Source organism: Rhodoferax lacus, from assembly GCF_003415675.1.
GTDB classification, from domain to species: Bacteria; Pseudomonadota; Gammaproteobacteria; order Burkholderiales; family Burkholderiaceae_C; genus Allorhodoferax; species Allorhodoferax lacus.
In genome coordinates this window covers 184,650-208,806 of record NZ_QFZK01000007.1, presented here as the reverse complement: position 1 = coordinate 208,806, position 24,157 = coordinate 184,650, and the positions used below count along the sequence as shown (strand labels likewise).

Annotated in this window: 21 protein-coding genes and 2 pseudogenes; 3 read left to right on the top strand and 20 right to left on the bottom strand. The window is 63.4% G+C overall.

The window, feature by feature from the left end; translation table 11 throughout:
* Window positions 1-165 precede the first annotated feature (165 nt).
* The 16 genes and pseudogenes from DIC66_RS13225 to def all read right to left on the bottom strand — a co-directional run bounded on the left by DIC66_RS13225 (window position 166) and on the right by def (window position 15,301).
* Window positions 166-1,227 carry a protein-glutamate methylesterase/protein-glutamine glutaminase gene (locus DIC66_RS13225; RefSeq protein ID WP_117177925.1) on the bottom strand — a complete coding sequence of 354 codons (1,062 nt, stop codon included), beginning with the start codon at window positions 1,225-1,227 and terminating at the stop codon, window positions 166-168.
* A gap of 2 nt (window positions 1,228-1,229) precedes the next feature.
* Window positions 1,230-1,730: a chemotaxis protein CheD gene (locus DIC66_RS13220; protein ID WP_117177923.1), complete on the bottom strand. Its 501-nt coding sequence runs from the start codon at window positions 1,728-1,730 to the stop codon at window positions 1,230-1,232.
* The gene (locus tag DIC66_RS13215; RefSeq protein ID WP_117177921.1) at window positions 1,730-2,548 is read right to left on the bottom strand and encodes a CheR family methyltransferase; all 819 of its coding nucleotides are present in this window, start codon (window positions 2,546-2,548) and stop codon (window positions 1,730-1,732) included. Before DIC66_RS13215 ends, DIC66_RS13220 begins: the two co-directional genes overlap by 1 nt.
* A 9-nt stretch (window positions 2,549-2,557) precedes the next feature.
* Window positions 2,558-5,080, bottom strand: coding sequence for a methyl-accepting chemotaxis protein (locus DIC66_RS13210; protein ID WP_117177919.1), 2,523 nt, complete (start codon window positions 5,078-5,080; stop codon window positions 2,558-2,560).
* A 14-nt stretch (window positions 5,081-5,094) separates the two neighbouring features.
* Window positions 5,095-5,604 carry a chemotaxis protein CheW gene (locus tag DIC66_RS13205; protein WP_117177917.1) on the bottom strand — a complete coding sequence of 170 codons (510 nt, stop codon included), beginning with the start codon at window positions 5,602-5,604 and terminating at the stop codon, window positions 5,095-5,097.
* A gap of 14 nt (window positions 5,605-5,618) precedes the next feature.
* Window positions 5,619-6,251: pseudogene (locus DIC66_RS23815) on the bottom strand (methyl-accepting chemotaxis protein); the annotation flags it as partial.
* Window positions 6,252-6,905: 654 nt separating this feature from the next.
* Window positions 6,906-7,598 (bottom strand): annotated as a pseudogene (locus DIC66_RS23810) (PAS domain-containing protein); the annotation flags it as partial.
* Between the two features lie 150 nt (window positions 7,599-7,748).
* Window positions 7,749-9,929: a chemotaxis protein CheA gene (locus DIC66_RS13195; RefSeq protein WP_117177913.1), complete on the bottom strand. Its 2,181-nt coding sequence runs from the start codon at window positions 9,927-9,929 to the stop codon at window positions 7,749-7,751.
* Complete coding sequence (locus DIC66_RS13190; protein WP_147321309.1) at window positions 9,926-10,234, bottom strand: STAS domain-containing protein; 309 nt, start codon at window positions 10,232-10,234, stop codon at window positions 9,926-9,928. Before DIC66_RS13190 ends, DIC66_RS13195 begins: the two co-directional genes overlap by 4 nt.
* A gap of 61 nt (window positions 10,235-10,295) precedes the next feature.
* Window positions 10,296-10,661 carry a response regulator gene (locus DIC66_RS13185; RefSeq protein WP_117177909.1) on the bottom strand — a complete coding sequence of 122 codons (366 nt, stop codon included), beginning with the start codon at window positions 10,659-10,661 and terminating at the stop codon, window positions 10,296-10,298.
* 9 nt (window positions 10,662-10,670) lie between these two features.
* Window positions 10,671-11,330 (bottom strand): hypothetical protein, encoded by a 660-nt coding sequence (locus tag DIC66_RS13180; RefSeq protein ID WP_147321308.1) that lies wholly within the window; start codon window positions 11,328-11,330, stop codon window positions 10,671-10,673.
* 81 nt (window positions 11,331-11,411) lie between these two features.
* Window positions 11,412-12,605: a phosphoglycerate kinase gene (locus tag DIC66_RS13175; protein ID WP_117177905.1), complete on the bottom strand. Its 1,194-nt coding sequence runs from the start codon at window positions 12,603-12,605 to the stop codon at window positions 11,412-11,414.
* Window positions 12,606-12,655: 50 nt separating this feature from the next.
* Entirely contained in the window at window positions 12,656-13,018 is a 363-nt protein-coding gene (locus DIC66_RS13170; RefSeq protein WP_233505909.1) for an AzlD domain-containing protein, read from the bottom strand.
* 2 nt (window positions 13,019-13,020) lie between these two features.
* A complete protein-coding gene (locus tag DIC66_RS13165; protein ID WP_117177903.1) occupies window positions 13,021-13,758 on the bottom strand; it encodes an AzlC family ABC transporter permease in 738 nt (245 codons plus the stop codon).
* Window positions 13,758-14,795 carry a methionyl-tRNA formyltransferase gene (gene fmt, locus DIC66_RS13160; RefSeq protein ID WP_233505908.1) on the bottom strand — a complete coding sequence of 346 codons (1,038 nt, stop codon included), beginning with the start codon at window positions 14,793-14,795 and terminating at the stop codon, window positions 13,758-13,760. Before fmt ends, DIC66_RS13165 begins: the two co-directional genes overlap by 1 nt.
* Window positions 14,792-15,301: a peptide deformylase gene (gene def / locus DIC66_RS13155; RefSeq protein ID WP_117177901.1), complete on the bottom strand. Its 510-nt coding sequence runs from the start codon at window positions 15,299-15,301 to the stop codon at window positions 14,792-14,794. The genes fmt and def overlap by 4 nt, the downstream gene beginning before the upstream one ends.
* Before the next feature lie 143 nt (window positions 15,302-15,444).
* Here def and DIC66_RS13150 point away from each other — a divergent pair, with 143 nt between their 5' ends.
* The 3 genes from DIC66_RS13150 (at window position 15,445) to DIC66_RS13140 (ending at window position 18,439) form a co-directional block, all read left to right on the top strand.
* Window positions 15,445-16,674 (top strand): LysM peptidoglycan-binding domain-containing protein, encoded by a 1,230-nt coding sequence (locus DIC66_RS13150; protein ID WP_117177899.1) that lies wholly within the window; start codon window positions 15,445-15,447, stop codon window positions 16,672-16,674.
* Between the two features lie 31 nt (window positions 16,675-16,705).
* Window positions 16,706-17,881 (top strand): DNA-processing protein DprA, encoded by a 1,176-nt coding sequence (gene dprA, locus DIC66_RS13145; RefSeq protein ID WP_117177897.1) that lies wholly within the window; start codon window positions 16,706-16,708, stop codon window positions 17,879-17,881.
* Between the two features lie 90 nt (window positions 17,882-17,971).
* Window positions 17,972-18,439 carry a Smg family protein gene (locus DIC66_RS13140; protein WP_117177895.1) on the top strand — a complete coding sequence of 156 codons (468 nt, stop codon included), beginning with the start codon at window positions 17,972-17,974 and terminating at the stop codon, window positions 18,437-18,439.
* 12 nt (window positions 18,440-18,451) lie between these two features.
* Here DIC66_RS13140 and DIC66_RS13135 read toward each other — a convergent pair whose 3' ends face one another.
* Genes DIC66_RS13135 through yajC form a run of 4 tightly spaced genes read right to left on the bottom strand, consistent with a single transcriptional unit; the run spans window position 18,452 to window position 24,145 of the window.
* Complete coding sequence (locus DIC66_RS13135) at window positions 18,452-20,923, bottom strand: DUF1631 family protein (protein ID WP_117177893.1); 2,472 nt, start codon at window positions 20,921-20,923, stop codon at window positions 18,452-18,454.
* A gap of 12 nt (window positions 20,924-20,935) precedes the next feature.
* The gene (secF, locus tag DIC66_RS13130) at window positions 20,936-21,889 is read right to left on the bottom strand and encodes a protein translocase subunit SecF (protein WP_117177891.1); all 954 of its coding nucleotides are present in this window, start codon (window positions 21,887-21,889) and stop codon (window positions 20,936-20,938) included.
* A 3-nt stretch (window positions 21,890-21,892) separates the two neighbouring features.
* Window positions 21,893-23,785 carry a protein translocase subunit SecD gene (secD, locus tag DIC66_RS13125; protein WP_117177889.1) on the bottom strand — a complete coding sequence of 631 codons (1,893 nt, stop codon included), beginning with the start codon at window positions 23,783-23,785 and terminating at the stop codon, window positions 21,893-21,895.
* Window positions 23,786-23,812: 27 nt separating this feature from the next.
* A complete protein-coding gene (gene yajC, locus DIC66_RS13120) occupies window positions 23,813-24,145 on the bottom strand; it encodes a preprotein translocase subunit YajC (protein WP_117177887.1) in 333 nt (110 codons plus the stop codon).
* Window positions 24,146-24,157 lie beyond the last annotated feature (12 nt).

The window sequence follows — 24,157 nt, the reverse complement described above, 5'->3', positions numbered from 1 at the left end:
TCAATACCAATTGTCGTAATCTCCATGGTGGACGCTCCTTTCGCTTCAGAGGGTTGAAAACACACCCCTCACTTTGGCACTTTGATGCCGCTAATGCGAGGGGGGCGTCCATTCCATTGGCCCGGCGGAAAAACAAAGCGCGTACCGAAGCGGTACTTGGACGGTTCAGGCCCTTGAATCGAACTGCAATATCGCCTGGGCGATATGTTCGAGCGGCAGGATGTCATCCACGGCTTGCAGCTTGATGGCTTCTTTGGGCATGCCAAACACCACACAGGTTTCCTCGTTCTGCGCGATCGTGCGCGCGCCGCCGTCGTGCATGACCTTCATGCCGCGTGCGCCGTCATCGCCCATGCCGGTCATGATGATGCCCAGGGCATCACGCCCGGCCACCTCGGCGGCGGACTTGAACAGCACATCCACGGAAGGCTTGTGGCGGTTTACCGGCGGGCCGTCCATGACGTGCACGTAGTACTGGCCCGAGGCCTTGCGCAGCTGCATATGCAGGCCGCCCGGGGCGATCAGCGCCAGGCCGCGCTCCAGCCGGTCACCGTCCTTGGCCTCACGCACCTGCATGGCACACAGGCCATTGAGGCGCTGGGCATACATGGCGGTGAATTTTTCCGGCATGTGCTGCGTGATGGCTATGCCGGGCGCGTCAGCGGGCAGGCTGGTCAGCACCAGTTCCAGCGCCTGTGTCCCGCCCGTGGAGCTGCCGACGACCACCGGCTTGTTCATGGCAAACGCATGTACCGAAGACAGCACCGGCGTGCGTGACTGCAGGGCGCGCGCAGCACCGGCATCGGGCGCTGCAAGGCGTGTGCGCGGCTTGGCGCGGGCGGCGGTCTTGAGGATCTGGATCATGTCCCGGCGCGAATCGTCCAGGTACTGCTTGAGACCGAGCTTGGGCTTGGCCATGACCGAGATGGCACCCGCTGCCAGGGCTTCGAGCGCCACGCGGCTGCCCTCGGTGGACAGGGTGGAGCAGATCACGGTGGGAATCGGATGCGTGGACATGATCTGGCGCAGGAAGGTCAGCCCGTCCATGCCCGGCATTTCAATGTCCAGCAGCAGCACGTCGGGTGCGGTGCGGCGAATCGCGTCCACCGCCAACAGGGGGTTGGGCGCACTGCCCACCAATTCCACTTCCGCGTTGCCCGCCAGCATGTGGGCCAGGGCCTGACGCACGATGGCCGAGTCATCCACCACAAATACCTTGACGACCATTTTTATCTACCTTGTTCCGGAAATACGGTTTCTACGACGGGGTCTTGCTGCCCTACTATCCAACTCACCTTGCGGTAACCAGTACCACCCAGGCACTGGTCGACCACAGGTACGCCGTGGGTTTCAAGATAGTTCATGACCCAGTCCACATTGTTGCTGCCCACATGCTTTTCGCGAAACAGCTGCGGGAACATATTGCCACCGCCATACACATAGGCTTCACACATGCGCGGGTTGATGCCTTTGGCGCGCAGCTCGGTAAACATGGTGTGCATGGCAGCCACGCCATAGGCGGTGTTGTGGCGGTTTTCGGCATTGGGCGTGCCCACATGCACGATGTGGCACATGCTGCCCACCGTGCGCCGCGGATCGGTCAGGATGACGGATACGCAGGAACCCAGCAGGGTCTTGAACTGCGCACCGGTAGGGCCCAGCGTGACATCTCCCGGCATCAATTCCACCGGGGCGCCGGGACTCCGGGCTTGCTTGAGCTGCGTGGCCATCAGGCGGCCTTTCGGAAGGCGCCGGGGATCACGGTCTGAAGAGGCGTCTTGCACGGCACCCGGCCTTCGGCCGTACCCAGAAAAAACAGACCTCCTGGCTTGAGCAGGGAAAGCACCCGGTCCACCACATCCACCTTGGTGGGCGGGTCGAAGTAAATCAGCACATTGCGCAGGAAAATGACGTCAAACGGCCCCAGCCCGCCAAATGGTTTGCACAGATTGAGCTGGCCAAACTGCACGCGCTGGCGGATCTTGTCCTGCAGCAGAACCTGACCTTCGGAGGGCCCTTCGCCGCGCAGGCAGTAGCGGCGCAAGCGCTCGGGTGTCACAGCGCGCAGCCGGTCCTGCGGGAACACCGCCTCCTTGGCACTGAGCAGCACGCGGTGGCTGATGTCGGTGGCCAGGATGGACCAGTTGGGCCCGATGCGTCCGGCGGTCTGCAAGTCCGTCATCAGCATGGCGGTGCTGTAGGCCTCGTCACCGAACGAACTGGCTGCACTCCACACCGAGAGCCCCGCCTTGTTGGCAAACTGGGGCAGCTCCTGCTGCAACAGGTCGTAGTGCTTGGGCTCGCGGAAAAAGTAGGTCTCGTTGGTGGTGAGCAGGTCCACGGCCATCTGGAACTCGGCCGCCTGCGACTCATCCTCCAGCATGGCGATGTAGTCGGCAAAGCTGCCAAAGCCCATCTTCTGGATGCGCGGCGCCAGGCGCGAATGAATCAGCGACTTTTTCGAGTCGTTAAAGGACAGGCCCGCCGCGCCGTACATCAGGTCGGCTATGCGCTGGAATTCCTGGTCGCTGAATACAAGGTTGGCCAATAGATGCCTTTAATAGGGACGGAAGTTGCCGCCGCGAACAGCCGCGGGAGTCACCTTGTGAGTCAGGCGTGGCGCATGGGCCCGGCGCTCCACAGCGGCCGCCGGACTGGAACGCTTGGACACCGTGCTTTCACCGGTCTTGAAGAACGCAATGCTTTGTTGCAGCTGCTCGGCCTGGGCCGAGAGCTCTTCGCTGGTGGCCGCCAGCTCCTCGGAGGCCGACGCGTTTTGCTGCGTGGCCTGGCTGAGCTGCCCCATGGCACCGCCAATCTGCACCACCGATTCACTTTGCTCGGTGCTGGCTGCGGCGATCTCCTGCACCAGCTCGCTGGTCTTCTGGATGCTGGGCACGATCTGGTCGAGCAGTTTGCCTGCGCGCTCTGCGGTGGCCACGCTGCTGCCGGCCAGGTCGCCAATTTCCTTGGCCGCCAACTGGCTGCGCTCGGCCAGCTTGCGCACCTCGGCCGCCACCACGGCAAAGCCCTTGCCGTGCTCGCCGGCGCGTGCCGCCTCAATCGCAGCATTCAGGGCCAGCAGATTGGTTTGGTAGGCGATGTCATCCACTATGCCGATCTTGGACGCTATTTGTTTCATGGCGCTGACGGTCTGGCTGACTGCCTGGCCGCCCTGGGTGGCTTCGGCGCTGGTCTTGGTGGCCATGCCATTGGTGGCGGTGGCGTTGTCGCTGTTCTGGGCGATCGATGCAGACATGACATCGATGGAAGCGGTGGTCTGCTCCACGCTGGAGGCCTGCTCGCTGGCCGATTGCGACAGCGACTGGGCCGTGGTGCTGACCTGGTCGGCCGCGCCACTGAGGGCGTCGCTGGCCGAGCGCACCTCGTCTATCACCCGTGTCAGGTTGTCGGCCGTGGCGTTGGCACTGGCCTTGACCTCGCCAAACAGGCCGGCATAGTCGCGCGTGATGCGGTGCGTCAGGTCGCCCTGGGCCAGAGCGGCCAAGGCTTGCGCGGTGTCGCCCATGACGCCTTCGCTGGTTTCCAGCAGCTGGTTCATGGCGGCAGACAGGCTGGCAAAGAAGCCGGTCTTGCCTTGCATGTCCACCCGGCCGGACAGGTCGCCCTGCACAGCGGCGGCCACGATGTCGGAGACTTCCTGCTCGGAGGCAATGTCGTCGGTGCGGTCTATCCAGTGGGTGATGCGGCCGATGGCGGTGCCCGCCTCGTTGTGCACCGGGCGGGCCAGCAGGCGCAGCTTGCGTCCCTGGATTTCCATGTCCACGGTTTCACCCGAGCGCACGGCCTGGTCAAAACGGGTGGCGTCATCGGCACTCTTGAACAGGGTGCTGAGCTTGTTGCCATAGAAGGCATCGGTATTGAAACTGGCGCCGCCAAACAGCTTGAGCAGTTCCTTGGCCGGTGGCGTGGCATGCACCAGCAGGGCCTCTGCGTTGGACACGGTCACACACACGGGCAGGCTGTCCAGCGACAGGCGGATGCGCTGGTTGAACTCAGCCGCGGCCGCGGCTTCCTGCAGAGACTTCTGCACCCGGTTGATGGCCTCGTTGATACGCGCCTTGTCGCCCGGCAAGGGTGGCAGCACCACACCGAGCCGTCCATCGGCATAGGCACTGACAGTGGCCACCACCTGCATGGTGTCGTGGATGTGCGACTGGACCAGGGTGTTGATGGACTCGCCCATGTTGCGGTACACGCCCTCCAGGGACTGCACCGGCATCTGGTAATCCAGCATGCCGTTGGCATGCTGGCGCGACAGTTCGACCTGCGCAGCCTCAAACTGCAGCAAGGTGTCCTTCATCTTGGCCAGAGGTGCGAGCAGTTGGCCGATTTCGCTCTGGTCTGCCTCAATCACCGTGTCCAGGCGGCCTGCTGCGACCTGGTTGGCCACACCCAGGGCTTTGGCAAGCGGGCGGGTAATACTGGAGGTCACCACCCAGGCCAGCAGCACTGCGGCCAGCACCGTGAGTGCCACGATCGTCAGCGCCGTCTGCAAGATATGGTCGGCACTTTCTACCGATGCTGCTACCTGGCCTTGCATCTGGTCCAACTGCGCTTTGACAAAAGGCTCCAGCAGCTTCTGCAACTCTTCGCTGGCACCGTCAAAGCCGCCCATCAGCTTGTTGCCCGCCTCGGGGCCGTCCGCCACATAGGCTTTGGCCATGGCCTGGCCCACCGCAAAGTAACGTTCCGCACCGGCCCTGATGGCCTGGATGCGCTGCACCGACTGGCTGTCACCGGTCTTGGAAAAGTGCTGCTCGAACTCGGTCAGCGCGGCGTTGAGCGCGTCGAAATTATCCTGGGCGTTTTTGAAGCCGTCATCCAGCCCGTCCTTGGCACGGGTGGCTGACACGTCGGACAGGAACTGCTGGATCTGCACCACGTTCTTGTCTATGCGGGCTGCCAGCAGGGCGTATTTCACTCCTTCTTCAGACACAGTCACCATGCTCTGCTTGACGCCAGCGAGCTGGCCGCTGAGCCACAGGGTAAAGCCGATAAAGAAAACAATGGGCAGCGCAAAGCCCAACAGGATGCGCGAGCGGATGGACAGTTTCATGGTGCGAAGGGAATTCAGGCTTGTTGGACCAGCGTGGCCATTTCGTTGATGTCCAGGGCGCGCTCGGGGGACAGGATGACAATGAATTCCTGGCCCACTTTGCCGATGCCGTGGACGAAGTCACGCCGGATGGAGGTGCCAAACTGGGGCGCAGGCTCCACGTCGGCCTGGGCGATGTCGATCACCTCACTGACCGAGTCGACCAGCAGTCCCAGCTCCACTCTTTCTTCGGCCTGACCGGCGTCAAAAATAATGATGCAGGTCTTCTTGCCAAGCGTTGCCCGTGCGCGCCCGAAGCGCGACTGCAGGTCAATCACCGGCACCACGGAGCCGCGCAGGTTGATGACGCCGCGCACAAACTCCGGCATCAGTGGCACCATGGTCATATTGCTGTGCTGGATGATTTCGCGCACGCTGCGGATGTCCATGGCAAACAGTTCATCGCCCAGCGAGAAAGTCAGGTACTGCAGGGTCGGGCCGGTACTGGCCTTCCCTGTGGATGGAGGTGCGCTTTCAACTTGCATGGCGTAGCTTTCTCTCAATAAGGCCTGAAATTGGAAGATCCGCTACCCCGCACGGCTGCGGGGGTTGGCTGGGCGCCAAGGCGCGGCAGCGTGGTGGACTTGCGCGGCTTGGCCAAATCCAGACGGCTGGGTCCGTTGGTGGCAGGGCCACTTCCAGCGCCAAAGAAGGCCACCGACTCCTGCAACTGCTCGGCCTGGGCTGACAGTTCTTCGCTGGTGGCCGCCAACTCCTCGGAAGCCGATGCGTTCTGCTGCGTAGCCTGGCTCAGTTGTCCCATGGCGCCGCCAATCTGTGTGACCGACTCGCTTTGCTCGGCGCTGGCCGCGGCGATCTCCTGCACCAGCTCACTGGTCTTCTGGATGCTGGGCACGATGGCGTCGAGCAATCGGCCTGCGCGCTCGGCAGTAGAGACGCTGTTGCCCGCCAGGTCACCGATTTCCCGCGCGGCCTGCTGGCTGCGCTCGGCCAGCTTGCGCACCTCGGCGGCCACCACGGCGAAGCCCTTGCCGTGCTCACCGGCACGGGCGGCCTCGATGGCGGCATTGAGCGCCAGCAGATTGGTCTGGTAGGCAATGTCGTCCACGATGCCGATCTTGGAGGCAATCTGCTTCATGGCCACCACCGTCTGGCTGACGGCACTGCCGCCATCGACGGCTTCGGTGCTGGTCTTGGTGGCCATGCCATCGGTGATGCGGGCGTTGTCGCTGTTTTGCGCAATCGAGGCCGACATGGTGTCTATGGAGGCGGTGGTCTGCTCCACGCTGGCAGCCTGTTCGCTGGCGGCCTGGGACAACGACTGGGCCGTGGCACTCACCTGGCTGGCCGCACCCGTGAGCGCATCGGCCGCCGCGCGCACCTCGTCAATGATGTCGGAGAGCTTCTGGCTGCTGGCATTGGCATCGGACTTGACCTGGTCAAAGGCTCCTTGCATGGTGCGCGTGATGCGCTGGCTCAGGTCGCCCCCGGCCAGCGCAGAAAACATGCGCCCCATGTCGGACACCACACCGCTGATTTTTTCACTGGCGTCATTGGCATCGCGCTGCAAGTCGGCAAAGGTGCCCACGTAGTCGTGGGTCATGCGCTGCGACAAATCACCTTCGGACAAGGCACCCATCACGCGGCCCACATCGGCAAAAATAACCGAGGATGTCTCTATCAGCTCGTTCACCCCCACGCACAGGGAGGCCACCGGGCCGCTCAGGCCCTTCAGGTCAATGCGCTGGCTCAGGTCACCGCGCTGCGCCGCCGAGGTGACGCGGTTGGCCTGCTCCACCGCCGTTTTGAGCATGGTGGCCGCCGTGACATCGGCCGTCACGTCGGTGGCAATCTTCGCGATCTTGACGACGCGACCCATCTCGTCGGTCACCGGTGCATAGACCGCCTGCAAGTAGATATCTTGGCCCGATTTGCCAACGCGCTGGAAGACTGCGTTCTGCGGCTTGCCCTGGTTCAGGTCGGCCCAGAACTGCTGGTACGCGGGCGCATTGAAGATTGCAGGCGCGCAGAACAGGCGGTGGTGCCGGCCCTGGATCTCTGCGAGCTGGTAGCCCATGGTTGTGAGGAAATTGGCATTGGCCTGCAGCACGTTGCCCGCCAGGTCGAATTCGATATAGGCGTATGACGCGTCGATGGCCTTGAGGATGCCCGCGGCGTTCTGGCGCTCGGTCTCAGCCGCTGTGATGTCGTAGCGCACGCCCAGGTACTTCAGGGGTTTGCCGTTGTCGCCCAGGATGGGCGCCACCACCGCATCCACGTAGTACGGTGTGCCGTCCTTGGCCCGGTTCTTGATGATGCCGCGGAAGATGTCGCCGCGCCCGATGGTGGACCACAGCAGCTTGAAGGTCTCACGCGGCATGTCCGGGTGGCGCGTGGTGCTGTGCGGCTGGCCTATGAGTTCCTTGGCACTGTACTTGGATACCTCGATGAACTTGTCATTGATGCTGAGGATGTCGCCCTTTTTGTCCGCCTCGGAGACGATGCTGGTCAGGTTCATGATGTCGGTGCGCACCTTGAGCTCGGCTTCGAGCTCGGCAATGCGCCGCTCCATGGCGGCCCCATTGAAAAGTCGTCCTATCCAGGAGGATTGCTGCTTTTGCATCAGTTCAGTTCCATTTGTTTTGATTGCCCAAGGGCACGTCGTGGTTCAAGCCAGCGCGGCTTGCACATCGGCACCGGTGACCAGATCGCCCAGCGACACCACATCCAGGATCAGCGCCACGTCGCCATTGCCCAGAATGCTGGAGCCCGAGATGCCGCGCAGCGCCCCGAACAGGCGGCCCAGCGGCTTGATCACCGTCTGGTTCTGGCCCAGCAGCACTTCCACTTCAATGCCGTATTTGCCGCGTGGCGAATTCACCACCACCACGCTGACGCGCGCGGGCAACTCGGACTCGACCGTGTAGAGCGTGCGCAGGCGCACCACCGGCAGGGTGGCTCCGCGCAGCTCCACGCAGTGGCGCCCGCGCTCGTCGATGCGCACATGGTCGCCACCGGACTCGATCACCTCCACCACCGACTCCAGCGGCAGCACAAAGGTGGAGCGGCCCACGCCGACCATGAAGCCGTCAATGATGGCCAGGGTCAGCGGCAGACGGATGTCCACCTGCAGGCCTTTGCCCGGATTGCTGTTGAGGCGCAGGCTGCCGCGCAGCGCTTCGATGTTTCGGCGCACCACGTCCATGCCCACGCCACGGCCCGAGAGGTTGGTAACCTGTTCAGCCGTGGAGAAGCCGGGCTCGAAGATCAGCATGTTGATCTCGTCATCCGGCGGCACCACGCCGTTCTCCACCAGGCCGCGGTTCCAGGCGCGCTGCAGCACGCGCTCGCGGTTGATGCCGCGGCCATCGTCCTCGATGCGGATCAGGATGGCGCCGGTTTCGTGGCGCGCACTCAGCACCAGCTTGCCTGCAGCGGGCTTGCCCGCGGCAATGCGTTCCTGCGGCGGCTCCAAGCCGTGGTCCAGCGAGTTGCGCACCAGGTGCATCAGCGGGTCGGCAATTTTTTCGACCATGGACTTGTCAAGTTCGGCATCCCCCCCGACGATCTCGAACGCCACTTCCTTGCCCAGGCTGGACGCGGTGTCGCGCACCACACGGCGGAAGCGACTGAAGGTCTCGCCCACGGGCACCATGCGCAGGCCCAGGGTGCCGTTGCGGATTTCCTCGATCAGGCTGTTCATGTGCAGATTGGCTTCGATCAGCGCCTCGGTGTGCGTCGCACGCGCCAGCAGGGTCGCACCGGCCCCGGCAATCACCAGCTCGCCGAGCAGGTTGATCACCGCATCCAGCCGGTCGGCCTGCACCCGGATGTAGCGCTCTTCCGTGGGTGCGGCTTCGCGCATCTTCTGCTGCTTGCCCAGGGCTGCGGCCACCACCTCGGGCGCGACACCGGCCTGCGACTCCAGCAGGTCGCCAATCTTGGCCTTGGCCACCGCGGGCATGCCGCGGCTGGCCTCCTGGGTGCTGAGCACCTGGGTAAGCTTGTCCTGGGACACGGCGCCCACGGACACCAGCATGTCGCCCAGACGCGGCGTGCCCGGCATGTCCTCGATGGCGCGGGCCAGCTTCTGGTCTGGCGTTTCGGGCGCCACGACATCGAGCTCGCAGTCATCCATCACAAAGCTGAAGGCGCCTTCGATGTCTTCGCGGCTGGAGCTGCTGCGCAACTCCATGTCAAAACTGAGGTGGCAGCTCTCCGGATCCAGGTTGATCAGGGGCGGCACGCCATCGGCACCGCAGCGCACCGACACCACTTCACCCATGCCCGCCAAATAGCGCGCAATCGACAGCGGGTCCATGCCGTTGCGGAAGGTCTCGGGGCCAAAGCGTGCGGAAATGCGCCAGACACCGGCCACCACCGCATCCTTGGCGGGTGCTGCTGCGGCCGCGGCCACAGGCGCTGCAGTCGCCGCGCCCGCTTCCGTGATGGCGCGCAGCTGGATCACCAGATCGGCGCGCAGGTCTTTTTGGTCCGGCGTGTCGGCGCTCTCATCGGCTGCGGTGTCCACCAGGAACTTGATCTGGTCATTGCACTGCAACAGCAGGGTGCTGATGGCGGGCGTCAGGGCCACATCGCCATCGCGCATTTTGTCGAGCAGGGTCTCCACATGGTGGGTGAACTCCACCACCCGGTTCAGGCCGAAGATGCCGGCCGAGCCCTTGACGGTGTGGGCGCAGCGAAACAACGAGTCCAGCAGTTCGCGGTTGTCGGGCTGCTCTTCGAGCTCCAGCAGCAGGGTCTCGATGGCAGCGATCTGCTCGGCAGCCTCGCTGATAAAGGCCGGCATGGCCTGCGCAATAAAGTCCAGGTCAGCATCCAGGCTCATGGCGCAGCCCCTCCGGTTTCGGTGTTCAGATAGCGGGAGTCCAGCCAGTCCACCAGTCCGATGGTGCGGCAGGCCTGCACAAACGCGGGGCTGGCTTCCACCAGGCGCCATGGCGTGCCGCTGTTGGACAAGGCGGCCAGCAGTTGCAGGCCGGAGCCATCCACCTCGGACACGTCCCGAGCCGAAATGCTCAACAGGTCACGGCCCTTGGCGGTCTGCTCGGCCACCCACGCCAGCAGCGTGTCGCGTATTTCCAGCGCGCCGTAAATATTCAGTTCGGCAGGCAATTCAAACCGTTCACCCATGTCTTCTCCCAAAGCGTTACGGGCCGTAGCAGGCCCTGCATTTCAAGGTCCTGCGGACACCTCAGGTGCAAAGCTTGGACACGGCATTCACCAACTGGGTAGGCGCAAAGGGCTTGACCATCCAGGCCTTGGCACCAGCGGCCTTGCCCTGTTCCTTTTTCTCTTCCTGGCTTTCGGTGGTGAGCATCAGAATGGGCAGGAACTTGTAGGCCGGCAGCGCCTTGGCCGCCTTGACGAATTCAATGCCATTCATCACCGGCATGTTCACATCACACACCACCATGTTGATCTGGCGTCCGTCCAGCAGGGCCAGTGCGGCCTGGCCGTCACCCGCTTCCAGCACGGCGTACCCGGCACCGGTCAGCGCCATCTTGACTACCTGGCGCAGGCTTGCGGAGTCATCAATTACCAAAATCGTCTTTGCCATTTCAACCTCTTAGAAAAATGTCGTTTCTTGATCCGCACCTGCCCCACCGCCCGGCTCCTGCGCGCCTGCATGGCTTTGCCGCTGGTCGGCCATGGCGTACTGGGACTCCAGCCGGCTCAGCCAGGCCTGCAGTTCAGGCGTATCGGTCACGCGTCCATCCGCCACGTCCTGCAGCCGGGCCATGTCCGACTCCAGCAAAGCGATCTGCTGGCTGATGCGGTCCTGGTACTGAAAGCCTATGTACATGCGCTCCACCTGCTCGGCCACCAACTGGGTCTCTTGGGACAAGGGCTGGCTGAGTTGCTCGATGGTGCCAGCGGCGTTGCGCACCAGGGTGAGCACGGCCGCGATGGCGTCTGCGCCACCGGCTGGCAAGGCGGGGTTTTGCAACAAGGGGGCAATGGCCTTTTCGCAGGCTTGTGCCAGCCCGGCAATGGAGGGGTCGCCCTGGTTCAGGGCATCTGCAATTTGCTGGGACTGGCGCTCGGCCAGTTGCACATGCGGGGTGATGCTGGAGAAGGCCTGCATCATCTCGGAGACCGCTGTCTCGGACTGGCTGCGCGAGGTTGCCAGATGGCGCACCCAGACAGGAATCAGTCCGGAACACAGCGCGACCAAGGCTTGCGCTGATGTGGCGGCGGGTACAGCGTTGTCAGTATGAGTGTGCATGCCAATGGGCGGAGTATTTTGGCCCATGGTAGCGCCAAAACCAGCCGCCTTTGAAGAAAGGCTTGCGAATTTGATGAAACTTTATGGCGCCGCGCGACGGGTCAAAATTTCAAACGCAGGCAGGGTCTTGCCTTCGAGTACTTCCAGGAAGGCACCGCCTCCGGTAGAGATGTAGCCAATCTGTTTTTCGATGCCGTATTTGGCAATTGCCGCCAGGGTGTCACCGCCACCCGCTATGGAGAAGGCGCTGGACTCGGCAATGGCGTGCGCAATGGTGCGCGTGCCGTTCTCGAAGGCGGCAAACTCGAACACGCCCACCGGGCCGTTCCACACAATGGTGCCGGCCAGTTTGAGCTGTGCGGCCAGGGCCTTGGCAGTTTCTGGACCTATGTCAAGAATCAGGTCGTCGTCTTCCACCTCGGTGGCCAACTTGGTCACGGCGGGTGCATCGGCGGCGAAGGTCTTGGCGGTCACCACGTCGGTGGGGATGGGCACTGCGGCGCCGCGCGCACGCATGGCTTCAATCACTTCGCGGGCCTGGTCCAGCAGGTCGGGCTCGGCCAGGCTTTTGCCGATCTTCAAACCGGCGGCCAGCATGAAGGTGTTGGCAATACCGCCGCCCACAATCAGCTGGTCCACATTGGCGGACAGGCTTTTCAGAATGGTGAGCTTGGTGGACACCTTGGAGCCCGCCACGATGGCCACCAGCGGACGCTTCGGCGCCAGCAAGGCCTTGCTGATGGCATCCATCTCGGCGGCCAGCAGGGGGCCGGCGCAGGCAACCGGTGCGTACTGGGCGATGCCGTAGGTGCTGGCCTCGGCGCGGTGGGCGGTGCCAAAGGCATCGTGCACAAAGATGTCGCACAGGGCGGCCATCTTGCGTGCCAGGGCTTCGTCGTTCTTCTTCTCGCCCTTGTTGACGCGGCAGTTTTCCAGCATCACCAAATGGCCGGGAGCCACGGTCACGCCCTCCACCCAGTTGGCCAGCAGGGGCACTTCAAAGCCCAGCAATTCACCCAGGCGCTTGGCCACCGGGGCCAGCGAGTCTTCGGGCTTGAAGGCGCCCTCCGTGGGGCGGCCCAGGTGCGAGGTGACCATGACGGCAGCGCCTGCCTTGAGCGCCATCTGGATGCAGGGCACGCTGGCGCGAATGCGCGTGTCTTCGGTGATGTGGCCGGCATCATCCTGCGGCACGTTCAGGTCGGCACGGATGAAAACGCGTTTGCCGGCAACGGCTCCTTGGGCGCACAGATCAGAAAAGCGAATGACGTTCATGGAATCACCTTGGGGTTAGTACAAATCAGTTGCACCGATTGTAGAAGCGCCTACCAGCCCAGCCCGATATGCAGCGGCAGGTACAGCGCCATGCCCGCCACGATGGTTCCCAGCACCGAGTGCCCGCCGCCCCGGCGCGTGAAGTAATAGAGCACACCTGCGGCCAGGCCATAGAGGCGTGCATCTTGCAGGGTGTGGATCAGCTGCCCCTGGCTCATGACGATTTCCGGGGCAATCACCGCGCACAGGGCGGCAATGGGCGCGTACTGCAGGCCGCGCTGCGCCCAGCCGGGCAGCACCCAGGGCTTGCTGGAGATAAAGAAGAAACAGCGCGCCAGCACCGTCATGCAGGCCAGGGCGGCGATGGTCAGCATGTGGCCCAGGTTGATGTCACCGCTAAAGAGGGGCGCCATGTTCAATGCTCTTGTGCTTTGGCCCGGGCACAGGGCGTGCCTTCGAGCATCAGGCACAGGCTCACGGCGGCTGCAATGGCCACCAGGATGTTGAGCTTCATGGGCAGTGCAAAGGCTGCCACACCGGCGCAGGCTGCCACGCCTGCGGCCACCCAGCGCAGGCGGCTGGTGACCAGTGAGCAGGTCATGCCCACCAGCGCCAGAATGCCGGCAAAGCCCAGGCCCCAGGCCGTGGGAATCCAGTTGGCCAGCACCACGCCGAGCAGGCTGCTGCTGGTCCAGGCAAACCAGTTGATGGAGCCGTTGCCCGCCAGGTAGGCCACCTGTGCCAGGCGGCCGGCTTCGTCGGGTGCGGGTGTGGGATGGTGTTTGATGAACAGCACATAGGTCAGGTCACCTGTCAGGTACCCGGCCAGCCAGCGCAGGCGCATGGGCAGGTGCATCACAAAGGGCCGCATATGGGCGCTGAACACTACAAAGCGCAGGTTCACACAAAAGGCAGTGGCCAGAATCACCCACACGGGTGCTCCGCCCAGCATGAGCGGAATAGCGGCCAACTGAGCGCTGCCGGCAAATACGGTGAGGGCCATGAACAGCGCCTCCACCGTGCCCATGCCGGACTTGACCATGGCCACCCCGGTCATCAGGCCCCAAGCGGCGATGCCAGGGGCAATGGCTGCCATTTCGGCAAAGCCATGGCGGAATTCCGGGTGGCGCACGAGTGCGCGCAGAGAGGCCATCAGGCCGCCGAGCTGCTGTCGGGCAACGCTGGCAACTCGAACTGCATGCCGGGTTTCAGGTCAAAGCCGCGCAGGAAATCAGCCGCCGCCAGACGCTTGCCGCCCGGGCGCTGCAACTCCTGCAGCAGCAGCGTGGACCCGCCTGCCGCCACGGCAATTCCCTCGGGCCCTACGGCCATAACCGTTCCCGGAAGTGCTGCGCCCTGCTGTGGGCCAGGTGTGGCTTTCCAGACCTTGATGGTCTCCGTGCCCAGCACGGCGCTGGCGCCGGGAAAGGGGTTGAAGGCGCGCACCCGGCGGCCAATCGTCTGCGCATCCAGGCGCCAGTCGATGGCGGCCTCCTGTTTTTCGATCTTGTGGGCGTAGGTGACACCTTCGACTGGCTGCGGCACGGGCTGCAGGCCGGCGCCCAGCGCCAACTCCAGGGCTTGTACCACCATGTCGGCACCCAGCTCGGCCACCTTGTCGTGCAGGGTGGCGGTGCTGTCATCCGGCGCAATCGGCAGGCTCTGCTGCAGCAGCATGTCGCCGGTGTCCAGACCCACATCCATCTGCATGATGGTCACGCCGGTGTGGCTGTCACCGGCCTCGATGGCGCGGTGGATAGGTGCTGCACCGCGCCAGCGTGGCAGCAGCGAGCCGTGGATGTTGAGGCAACCCAGGCGCGGCCGGCCATCGGCACGGGGGATCTGCATCAGGTCCAGCACCCACTGCGGCAGGATCAGGCCATAGGCGGCCACCACCATGACGTCGGCATCGGCTGCCAGAAGGGCTTGCCGCGCGGCCGCAGCGTCTTCGGCGTACTTGCCATCCAGCCGCAAGCCCTGGGGCTGCGCCACCGGCAGATTGTGTTCCAGAGCAAACTGCTTGACGGCGGAGGCCTGCAACTTCATGCCGCGACCGGCCGGGCGGTCGGGCTGGCTGAGCACCAGCACAATTTCTGCGCCCGCCGCATGCAGGCGTTCGAGTGCCAGGCGGGCGAATTCGGGCGTGCCGGCAAAGATGACCCTGAGCGGTTGTGCCGCCAGCAGGCTCAACGCGACTCCTCGCGCTGCAATTTCTGCATCTTGGTCTTGATGCGGTTGCGCTTGAGCGGCGACAGGTATTCCACAAACACTTTGCCCAGCAGGTGGTCCATCTCGTGCTGTATGCACACGGCCAGCAGGCCCTCGGCCTCGATGCGCTGGCGCTGACCTTTGTCGTCCAGCGCGCTGACATGCACCGCGTCATGCCGCAGCACGCCGTCGTAAATGCCGGGCACCGACAGGCAGCCCTCTTCGTTGAGGTGGGTGGCCTCGCTCTTCCAGGTCAGCTCGGGGTTGATCAGCACCAGAGGCTCGTTGCGCTCCTCGGAGATGTCGATGACGATGAGGCGCTCATGCACATCCACCTGTGTGGCGGCCAGGCCAATGCCTTTGGCCTCGTACATGGTGAGCAACATGTCGGCCACCAGGGCCTGGACGCGGGCATCCACGGCGGCGATGGGCTTGGCCACCTTGTGCAACTTGGGATCGGGGTAACAAAGAATCGGGAGTAGGGCCATGGTTTTGTCTGGTAGATGTCGCTATTTTCGCTACTTTTACAGGCCCCGTTCGAAGGGCGCACCCAAAAACGTTGCCGGATCAAGGGCTTGAGCGCAAAATCGTGCGTAAACTATCAAGTCACTCTCCGGGACGGCTGCACCATATGACGATCTATCTGATGGCGAAATCCAAAGTGGCACTGGCCGCCCTGGCTGTAATCGCCAGCGCAACGCTTCTGACGCCCACGTGGGCGCAAAGCCTCCCCGTCACCGACGCCCAAAAGACCACGGCCAACAGTGTGGCGCAAAAGGGTGTTCCCCTGAGTGAGCTGGCGGCCGATGCACCGGAGCGCTACACCATCAAAGCGGGGGACACGCTGTGGGACATCTCCAAGCTGTTCCTCAAAACCCCTTGGCGCTGGCCCGAGTTGTGGGGCATGAATATGGAGCAGATCAAGAACCCGCACCGTATTTATCCCGGACAGATGCTGCGCCTGGTGCGCAGCAACGGCATGGCCACGCTGCGCATGGACGACGGCACCGGCAGCAGCAGCGGCGCGGATGGCTCCGACCTGAACACGGTACGCGTTTCACCGCGCAACCGCATCGAGCAGCTCAACGACAACGCCCTGCCCACCCTCAAGCCCAGTGTGATTGAGCCCTTTCTGGCCGAGCCCATCATTGTTGGGGCCGCAGAATTTGAGGCAGCACCGCGCATTGTTTCGGCCCAGGAAGGCCGGGTGCTGCTGACCCGTGGCGACCGCGCCTATGCCCGTGGCCCGAATGGCGATCCGCTGCTGGACGACGCGTCCAAGGAGCGGCTGTTTCGCGTATTCCGTACAGCCACTCCCCTGAAGGACCCCGACAGCGGCGCCATCCTGGGCTATGAAGCGGTATATGCCGGCAAGGCCAAGCTGCTGAGCAGCGAGACCACGACCGAGGTGACCGATTCAGACGGCAAGCTGACCACCGCCATTGTTCCAGCCCGCATCGACATCACACAGGCCAAGGAAGAAATTCGCGTGGGTGACCGCCTGCTGCCAGAGCCCGCGCGTGAGGTGCGCACCTACACGCCCCACGCGCCCCAGGGTGAGGTGAGCGGAAGCATTGTGTCGGTCTACGGCAGCGCCGTGGAAAACGCCGCGCAAAACCAGGTGGTGGTGATCAGCAAAGGCAAGCTTGATGGCGTGGATGCGGGCACCGTGCTGGCCATCCTCAAAAATGGTGGCCGCGTGATTGACAAGCAGGATGCCAACCTGCCCCTGCTCAAACTGCCGAATGAACGCAATGGTCTGTTGATGGTGTTCCGCACCTTTGACCATCTGTCCTACGCGCTGATTCTGGACATCACCGATGGTGTGCGCGTAGGCGACCGCTTGGCTGCACCGCGCTGATTTTGTGCGAATTGGGGCACAATGCGGCCCCATGGAACACCAAGAACTCGCCGCATGGCTGCGGCTGCTGCTGACGCCCGGTATTGGCAATTCGCACGGCCGCAAGTTGCTGGCGGCGTTTGGCTTGCCGGAGTCGGTCTTTGAGCAACCCCTGGCAGAGCTGACGCGGGTTGTCGGCCCTGCCCTCGCTCTTGCCCTGTTGGACGCGCCACCGGAATTGACGGTCTTGTTGGATACCACCCGGGACTGGCTCGATGCCGAGTCCCAGATGCGGCGCATTCTCACCCTGGGCGACCCGCTGTATCCGCAAAGCCTGTTGCAGACAGAAGACCCGCCCCTCCTGCTCTACGCCATGGGCCGATCCCAGGTGTGGGAGTGCAATCTGCTCAATGACAGCGCCCACGCCTGCCTGGCCGTAGTGGGCAGCCGCAACCCCAGCCCCCAGGGCACAGTCAACGCGCGCAATTTTTCACAGACCCTGGCCGAAGCAGGCCTCACCATCGTGTCGGGCCTGGCGCTGGGTGTGGATGGTGCCGCGCACGAGGGTGCGCTTGCCGGAGCCCCTGCAGAGGGTCTGGCCACCATCGCCGTGGTGGGAACCGGGCTGGACCGGGTTTATCCCCGGCAGCACCGTGAGCTGGCGCAGAGAATCGCACAGCGTGGTGTGCTGCTGAGCGAATTCGCACTGGGCACTGCGCCCGTGTCGGCCAACTTTCCCCGGCGCAACCGCATCATTTCCGGCCTGTCCCGTGGCACGCTGGTGGTGGAGGCAGCCCTGCAATCGGGCTCCCTCATCACAGCCGGCATGGCCATCGAGCAGGGGCGTGAGGTGTTTGCCATTCCGGGCTCCATCCATGCGCCCCAATCGCGCGGCTGCCATGCGCTGATCAAGCAAGGCGCCAAGCTGGTGGAGCGTGCCCAGGACGTACTGGAAGAACTGCAATGGGCAGGCGCCACCAAGGCCCCAAGTGGCACACAAGTGCCGTTGGCTTTGCAGCCGGATGTGGATCCGGATGGCGAGGCAGAGAGCCCGCCCGAGAGCGCGTTGATAGAAGCCCTGGGCTACAACCCCACCGGGCTGGATGCCTTGCAGGCCCGCACCGGACTGCCCACCGCCCACCTGCTGGCGCAACTCATGGCCTTGCAGCTGCAAGGCCAGGTGGCGCGTCTGCCGGGTGGCCTGTACCAGCGCCTGTCACAGGGCTGAACCGTACGCGCTTGCAGCCTTGAAAGCCAGAATAAGGGGTGAAGTCCGCCCACCCGCAGATGGGCATTTATTCCGCGCTATAGTGAGCCCATGTTTGAAGTGCTCACGTTTGTATACGAAAACTACGACCCCGGTGAATCCTGCCCTGAGGCTGCGCATCTGGAGCGCAAACTCACCGCGGTGGGCTTTGAGTCTGACGAAATTGGCGAGGCGCTGACCTGGCTCAAGGGACTGGAGGGCGCGGCCCACCCCTCGCCCTTGCAGCCCTGGCTGATACAGCCTCAGGCCAACAGCATGCGCATCTACCCCCGCCATGAGCAAAGCCATCTGGGCACGCAGGCATTGGGGTTTTTGAGTTTTCTGGAGCATGCTGCCCAGATGCCCGCGCAGCTGCGCGAGGTGGTGATCGAACGCGCCATGGCAGCACCGGGCGGCCCGGTCTCGCTGGAAGAACTGAAGATCATCGTGCTGATGGTCTACTGGCGCTTTGGCCAGGAGCCCGACACACTGGTTCTCGATGAACTCTGCGGCGACCCGGCCGACCGCGTTGCCCACTGACCCGCCAAGCCACTAAACCAGCAAGCGTTCCGGGTTGGCCTCGATCTTGGCCAATGCGTCGCGGGTGGCGCGCACGGTCAGGGCTTCTTCTTCCTGTGGCAACAACAGGCCGGCCTGCAAATAGGCGGCCAGTCGGCCACCCTGAATCAGGAAGGTGCGGCCGTTGGTAGAGGCAAACAGGTTCAGGTGCTTGCGTTCGCTGCGCCAGGCAAATTGCACCTGGGTAATCTGGCTGTTGTGGTCCAGAGAAAACCACGCGCCCAGCTGCAATTCGGCAGCCCAGGCCAGCATGGCGGCCGTGGGTTTGGAGCCCCCACCTGACACCACCTCGATGGCCGAGGCGTCAATGCCCAGCATCATCTCCAGGCTCTCGGCATCCAGCGGCAAGTCGCCCATGATGTCGTCGCTGACAAAGTCTTCCAGATTGCTCAGGCGCTGCGCCATGGCATCAATCTTTTCCTGGGGAATGGCCTGGGTCTTGGACATGAAGGCGTCGGCCAACGTGTCACTGATGGCCTTGACGTGGCCTTCCTGCTCGCTGGGCGCCATAGCCAGCAGCGTCATGCCCGAGCGCAGGCGCAGCAGCAGATTGGGCAGGTCCTGGATAACGCGGGCGCGATCGGCGCGGCTGGGCTTGGCGCTGGCGGCCCAGACCAGATCGGTGGCGCATTTCTTGAGCGACTGCGTATCCGCATGCTTGGAGCCTTTGCGCAAGGCAGAGACGGCCAGCACCTCAGCCCATACCTTGAAAAGGAAATCGCGGATCTCGTCACGCACCGGCATGTCCTGCAACATGTTGCGCATCTCGATCGTGTATTGGATGGCCAGGGTTTCCTTTTGCTCCACCTGCTGGGCCACGCTGACCACTTTTTGGGTGCTGCCCTTTTCGGTGAGGAATTTGGAGAGGAACTTCTGGAACTCTTCGTAAACGATCTGGTAGACCTTCTTGCCGGTTTCGGGGTACTGCTCGATCACCTGCACGATGCGCTTGACCTCGGTCTCCATGGCGCCGCTCTGCACATCGGTGCCGTCAAAACCCATCACGCAGGAACCCATGCGGTCGATCAGCAGGCGTGCGGGATGGTCGGCCGTGCCGAAGAAGTCCGCGTCTTCCAGTGCCACGCGCAAGACCGGCATTTGCAGGCGTGCAAACCAGACCCGAATGCCCGGGGGAATGCGCTCCTCGGCCAGGATGGCCTGGAACATCAGCGCCACAATTTCAATCGTGGCCTTCTCGCCCTTGGTCTCGGCCTTTTGCTTGAGTTCCGTGGACTTCTGGCGCAGGTCGTTTGCCACGCGCACCACACCGGCGGGGCTGAAGTCTTCGTAAAGGGTGCCGCCTTCTGCGTAGCGTGCCGCCACAACCTGCGGCGATATGGCGTGGGCCAGGGCCGGTGAAGGTTGGTAGTGCTGGGTACCGGCAAAATCGGAGCCCACGTTGCTGGAGAAAATGCGTTTGAGCTGACCGATCACGCCCTGGGCCCGGCTTCTGGCGCGCGCCAGCGGCGTGCCAGCGGTGAGCATGCGGGTCTCTTCGGCGGCTGAATAGGCCTGGCCCCGCTCGCTGCCACCGCTTGCACCGGAGGACTTCCAGAAAGGGGTGGAGCCGGTGCTGCCGGAACCCGTGTTCGGAGCTGACTGGGCACCCGGCATGGAAGCAGGGGCAGACGGTGCGCCGCTGCGCCAACCCAGTCGCCCGCCAAAAAATCCGCCCGCAGCCCGCTGGGCTGCACTGCCAGACTCCGTGCCTTGCTGGTCGGTCGGCAGTTGCCCGGAACCGGTGGGCGGGGACTCAGGCCGCGGCGCGGGGCGAAAGCCGCCCGGTATGCTGCGCGGCGCCCTGACACGATCCTTCAATTCAATCACCGGCAGGATGCCGTTCTGGACCAGGAGCTCGTTGGCTTCCTTGTATGCCAGCTTCATGCGCTCAATGAGCACACGCTGGACCACCGGGCTCACCATGCTCCATGCATCCGGCGACATGCCGGACTTGGGCCATTGCTCCACCAGCAGGAGCACCAGCACTTCGGGGCGCATCAGGTCACGGTTGTCCAGGTCTTCGATTTTTTCCAGGTACTTGAGGCGCACCCGCACATCATCGAGTTCGGAGATCACCTTTTCGTTGACGGCCAGCACCATGCGGGAGGCCAGAATCTTGTTCTCAACCACCTCGGTGCCCACCAGTTCCATGCCGCCGAGTTCCATCGACGCGCTGCTCTTGGCTTCCCTCTGGGGGCCCAGGCAATCGCGCCAGACTTTGAGGGTCAGGTCAACCCATACGTTCTGTGCACTTTTGTAGGCCGTCCAGGTGTCGCGCCGGAGTTGCGATTCGCGGGCCATGGCCGGCTCGATAACCAGTTCGGTCAGGTGCGACTGCACTACCGTTCCAATTTCGACCATGGCTTTGCTGACATCGGCGAGGTAGCGCTCGCGTACAGTTTTGCCTAGCTGCGCGCGCGGTGAAAAGGTTGACGATGTGACCATGACCACCAGATGTTAAACGGTGGCGCCTGCGTTCGGGTCGTTGGGGTCTTCTTCTTTTTTGCTGCCGGTCTTGATCAGGTCTTCGCGCTGGATGCCGAGCCACATGGCGATGGCTGCGGCCACAAACACCGAGGAGTAAATACCGAACAAAATACCAATCGTGAGGGCCAACGCAAAATAATGCAGCGTGGCACCACCGAACAACAGCATGGACAACACCATGAGCTGGGTGCAGCCGTGGGTGATGATGGTGCGGCTGATGGTGGAGGTGATGGCGTTGTCGATGACCGCCTGTGTGTTCATCTTGCGGTAGCGGCGGAAGTTCTCGCGGATCCGGTCAAAAATGACCACTGATTCGTTCACCGAATAACCCAGCACCGCCAACACCGCAGCCAGCACCGGCAGCGAAAACTCCCACTGGAAGAAAGCAAAGAAGCCCAGGATGATGACCACGTCGTGCAGGTTGGCGATGATGGCCGCCACGGCAAACTTCCACTCGAAGCGGATGGCCAAGTACAGCATGATGCCGGCCACCACGCAGGCCAGCGCCTTGAGGCCGTCGGCCGCGAGTTCATCGCCCACCTGCGGGCCGACAAACTCGGTGCGGCGCTGGGTGGCACTGGGGTCCACGGCCTTGAGTGCGGTGAGTACCTTCTCGCTCTGTTGGGCGCTGTTGCTGCCCTTTTGCACCGGCATGCGGATCAGAACGTCCTGCGCCGTGCCGAAGTTCTGCACCTGCACGTCCTTGATGCCCAGGGCGTCCACGGCCGAGCGGATGGCGTTCAGGTCAGCGGGCTGGGAGTAGCTCACCTCCATGAGCGTGCCGCCGGTGAACTCCACCGAGAGATGCAGGCCACGCGAGAACAGGAAGAAGACGGCCGCCAGGAAGGTCAGGGCAGACACCGCGTTGAACACCAGCGCATTCCGCATGAACGGAATGTCGCGGCGGATTTTGAAAAATTCCATTTTTTATTTTCCCTGTTGGCCGGCCGTGAGCGCGTCACCCGTTGCGGGCCGCCAGACGGTTCCAATGGAAACGCCCTTGAGCTTCTTCTGCCGTCCGTACCATAAATTTACCACGCCGCGCGAGAAGAAAACACCCGAGAACATGCTGGTCAGAATGCCCAGGCAGTGCACCACGGCAAAGCCGCGCACCGGGCCCGAACCAAAGGCCAGCAAGGCCAGGCCGGCGATCAGGGTGGTGACGTTGGAGTCGATGATGGTGGCCCAGGCGCGGTCGTAACCGGCGTGGATGGCAGCCTGCGGCGAGGCGCCGTTGCGCAGCTCTTCACGTACACGCTCGTTGATCAGCACGTTGGCATCAATGGCCATACCCAGCACCAGCGCCATGGCCGCCATGCCCGGCAGCGTGAGCGTGGCCTGCAGCATGGACAGTACGGCCACCAGCAGCAACAAATTGAAGGCCAGGGCGATGCTGGAGATCACACCAAACAGCATGTAGTACATGCACATGAAAGCTGCAACGGCCAGGAAACCCCAGGTCACACTGTTGAAGCCCTTGGCAATGTTCTCGGCACCGAGCGACGGGCCGATGGTGCGCTCTTCGATGATTTCCATGGGCGCGGCAAGCGAGCCTGCGCGCAGCAGCAGCGCCGTATCGGCCGCCTCGGTGGTGGTCATGCGACCGGAGATCTGCACCCGTCCGCCACCGATCTCGGAGCGGATCACCGGCGCGGTGACGACTTCGCCCTTGCCCTTCTCGAACAGCAGGATGGCCATGCGCTTGCCGATGCTTTCGCGCGTGACGTCGCGGAAGATGCGCGAGCCCTTGGCGTCCAGCGTCAGGTGCACGGCGGCTTCCTGGGTCTGGCTGTCAAAGCCGGGCTGGGCATCGGTGAGATTGTCGCCGGTCAGGATGACCTGCTTCTTCACGATGACGGGCTGGCCGGTGCGCTCCAGAAAACGCTCGGTGCCAAAGGGCACTGGGCCGGAGCCGGTCTCGGCTGCACGCGCCTCGGCGCTTTCTTCGACCATGCGGATTTCGAGCGTGGCGGTGCGCCCCAGAATGTCCTTGGCCTTGGCCGTGTCCTGCACACCGGGCAGTTGCACCACGATGCGGTCCAGGCCCTGCTGCTGGATCACCGGCTCGGCCACGCCGAGTTCGTTGATCCGGTTGTGCAGGGTGGTGATGTTCTGCTTGAGCGCCTGCTCCTGGATCTTGCGGCCGGCCACCGGGTTGATGGAGGCCACCAGCTTGAACTCCGTGCCATCGGGCGCGGTGGTGCTGGTGAGTTCCTGGAAGCTGTCCTGGATGATGGCCTTGGCTGCGTCCATGGCGGCGGCATCCCGGAACTTCACTTCCACGGTCTGTCCGTTGCGGGTGATGCCGCTGTGGCGCACATCCTTTTCGCGCAGCGTGGTGCGGATGTCACCGGCCAGCGACTCGGCACGCTTGGAGAGTGCGGCCTGCATGTCCACCTGCAGCATGAAGTGCACGCCACCGCGCAAGTCCAGACCCAGGTACATGGGCGAAGCGCGCAGGGCGCTCAGCCAGGCGGGCGAGCGTGTCAGCAGGTTGAGGGCCACCACATAGGCGGGGTTTTCCGCATCCGGGTTCAGTGCCTTCTGGATCGCGTCCTTGGCCTTGAGCTGGGCGTCGGTGTTGGCAAAGCGCGCCTTGATGGAGCTGCCTTCGAGTACCAGGCTGTCGGGCGCCAGTCCCACCGCTTTGAGCGACTCTTCCACCCGACCCAGGGCAGCGGTATCGAGTTGCATGCCGGGCTTGGCCACCGAGACCTGAACCGCCGGAGATTCACCAAACAGATTGGGCAGCGCAAACAGGCCACCCACCAACAGCGCGATCACCAGGATCGCGTACTTCCACACCGGATAACGGTTCATGATCGCGCCAGACTGTGAGTGAACGGATTACTTGATCGTGCCCTTGGGCAGCACCTGCACCACCGCGTTGCGCTGGATCTGCACTTCCACGCCATTGGCCACTTCCACACTCAGGCTGTTGTCATTGATCTTGCTGATCTTGCCCAGCATGCCACCCACGGTCACCACTTCGTCACCCTTGGCAAGCGCGTCGATCATGGCCTTGGCTTCCTTTTGCTTCCTCATCTGGGGGCGGATCATGACGAAGTACAGCACCACGAACATCAGCACCAGGGGCAGCATGCTCATCAGGGAAGACTGCATGTCGCCACCAGCGGCAGCAGCGGGGGCGGTTTGGGCAAAGGCAGAAGAAATGAACACAGGCAAACTCCA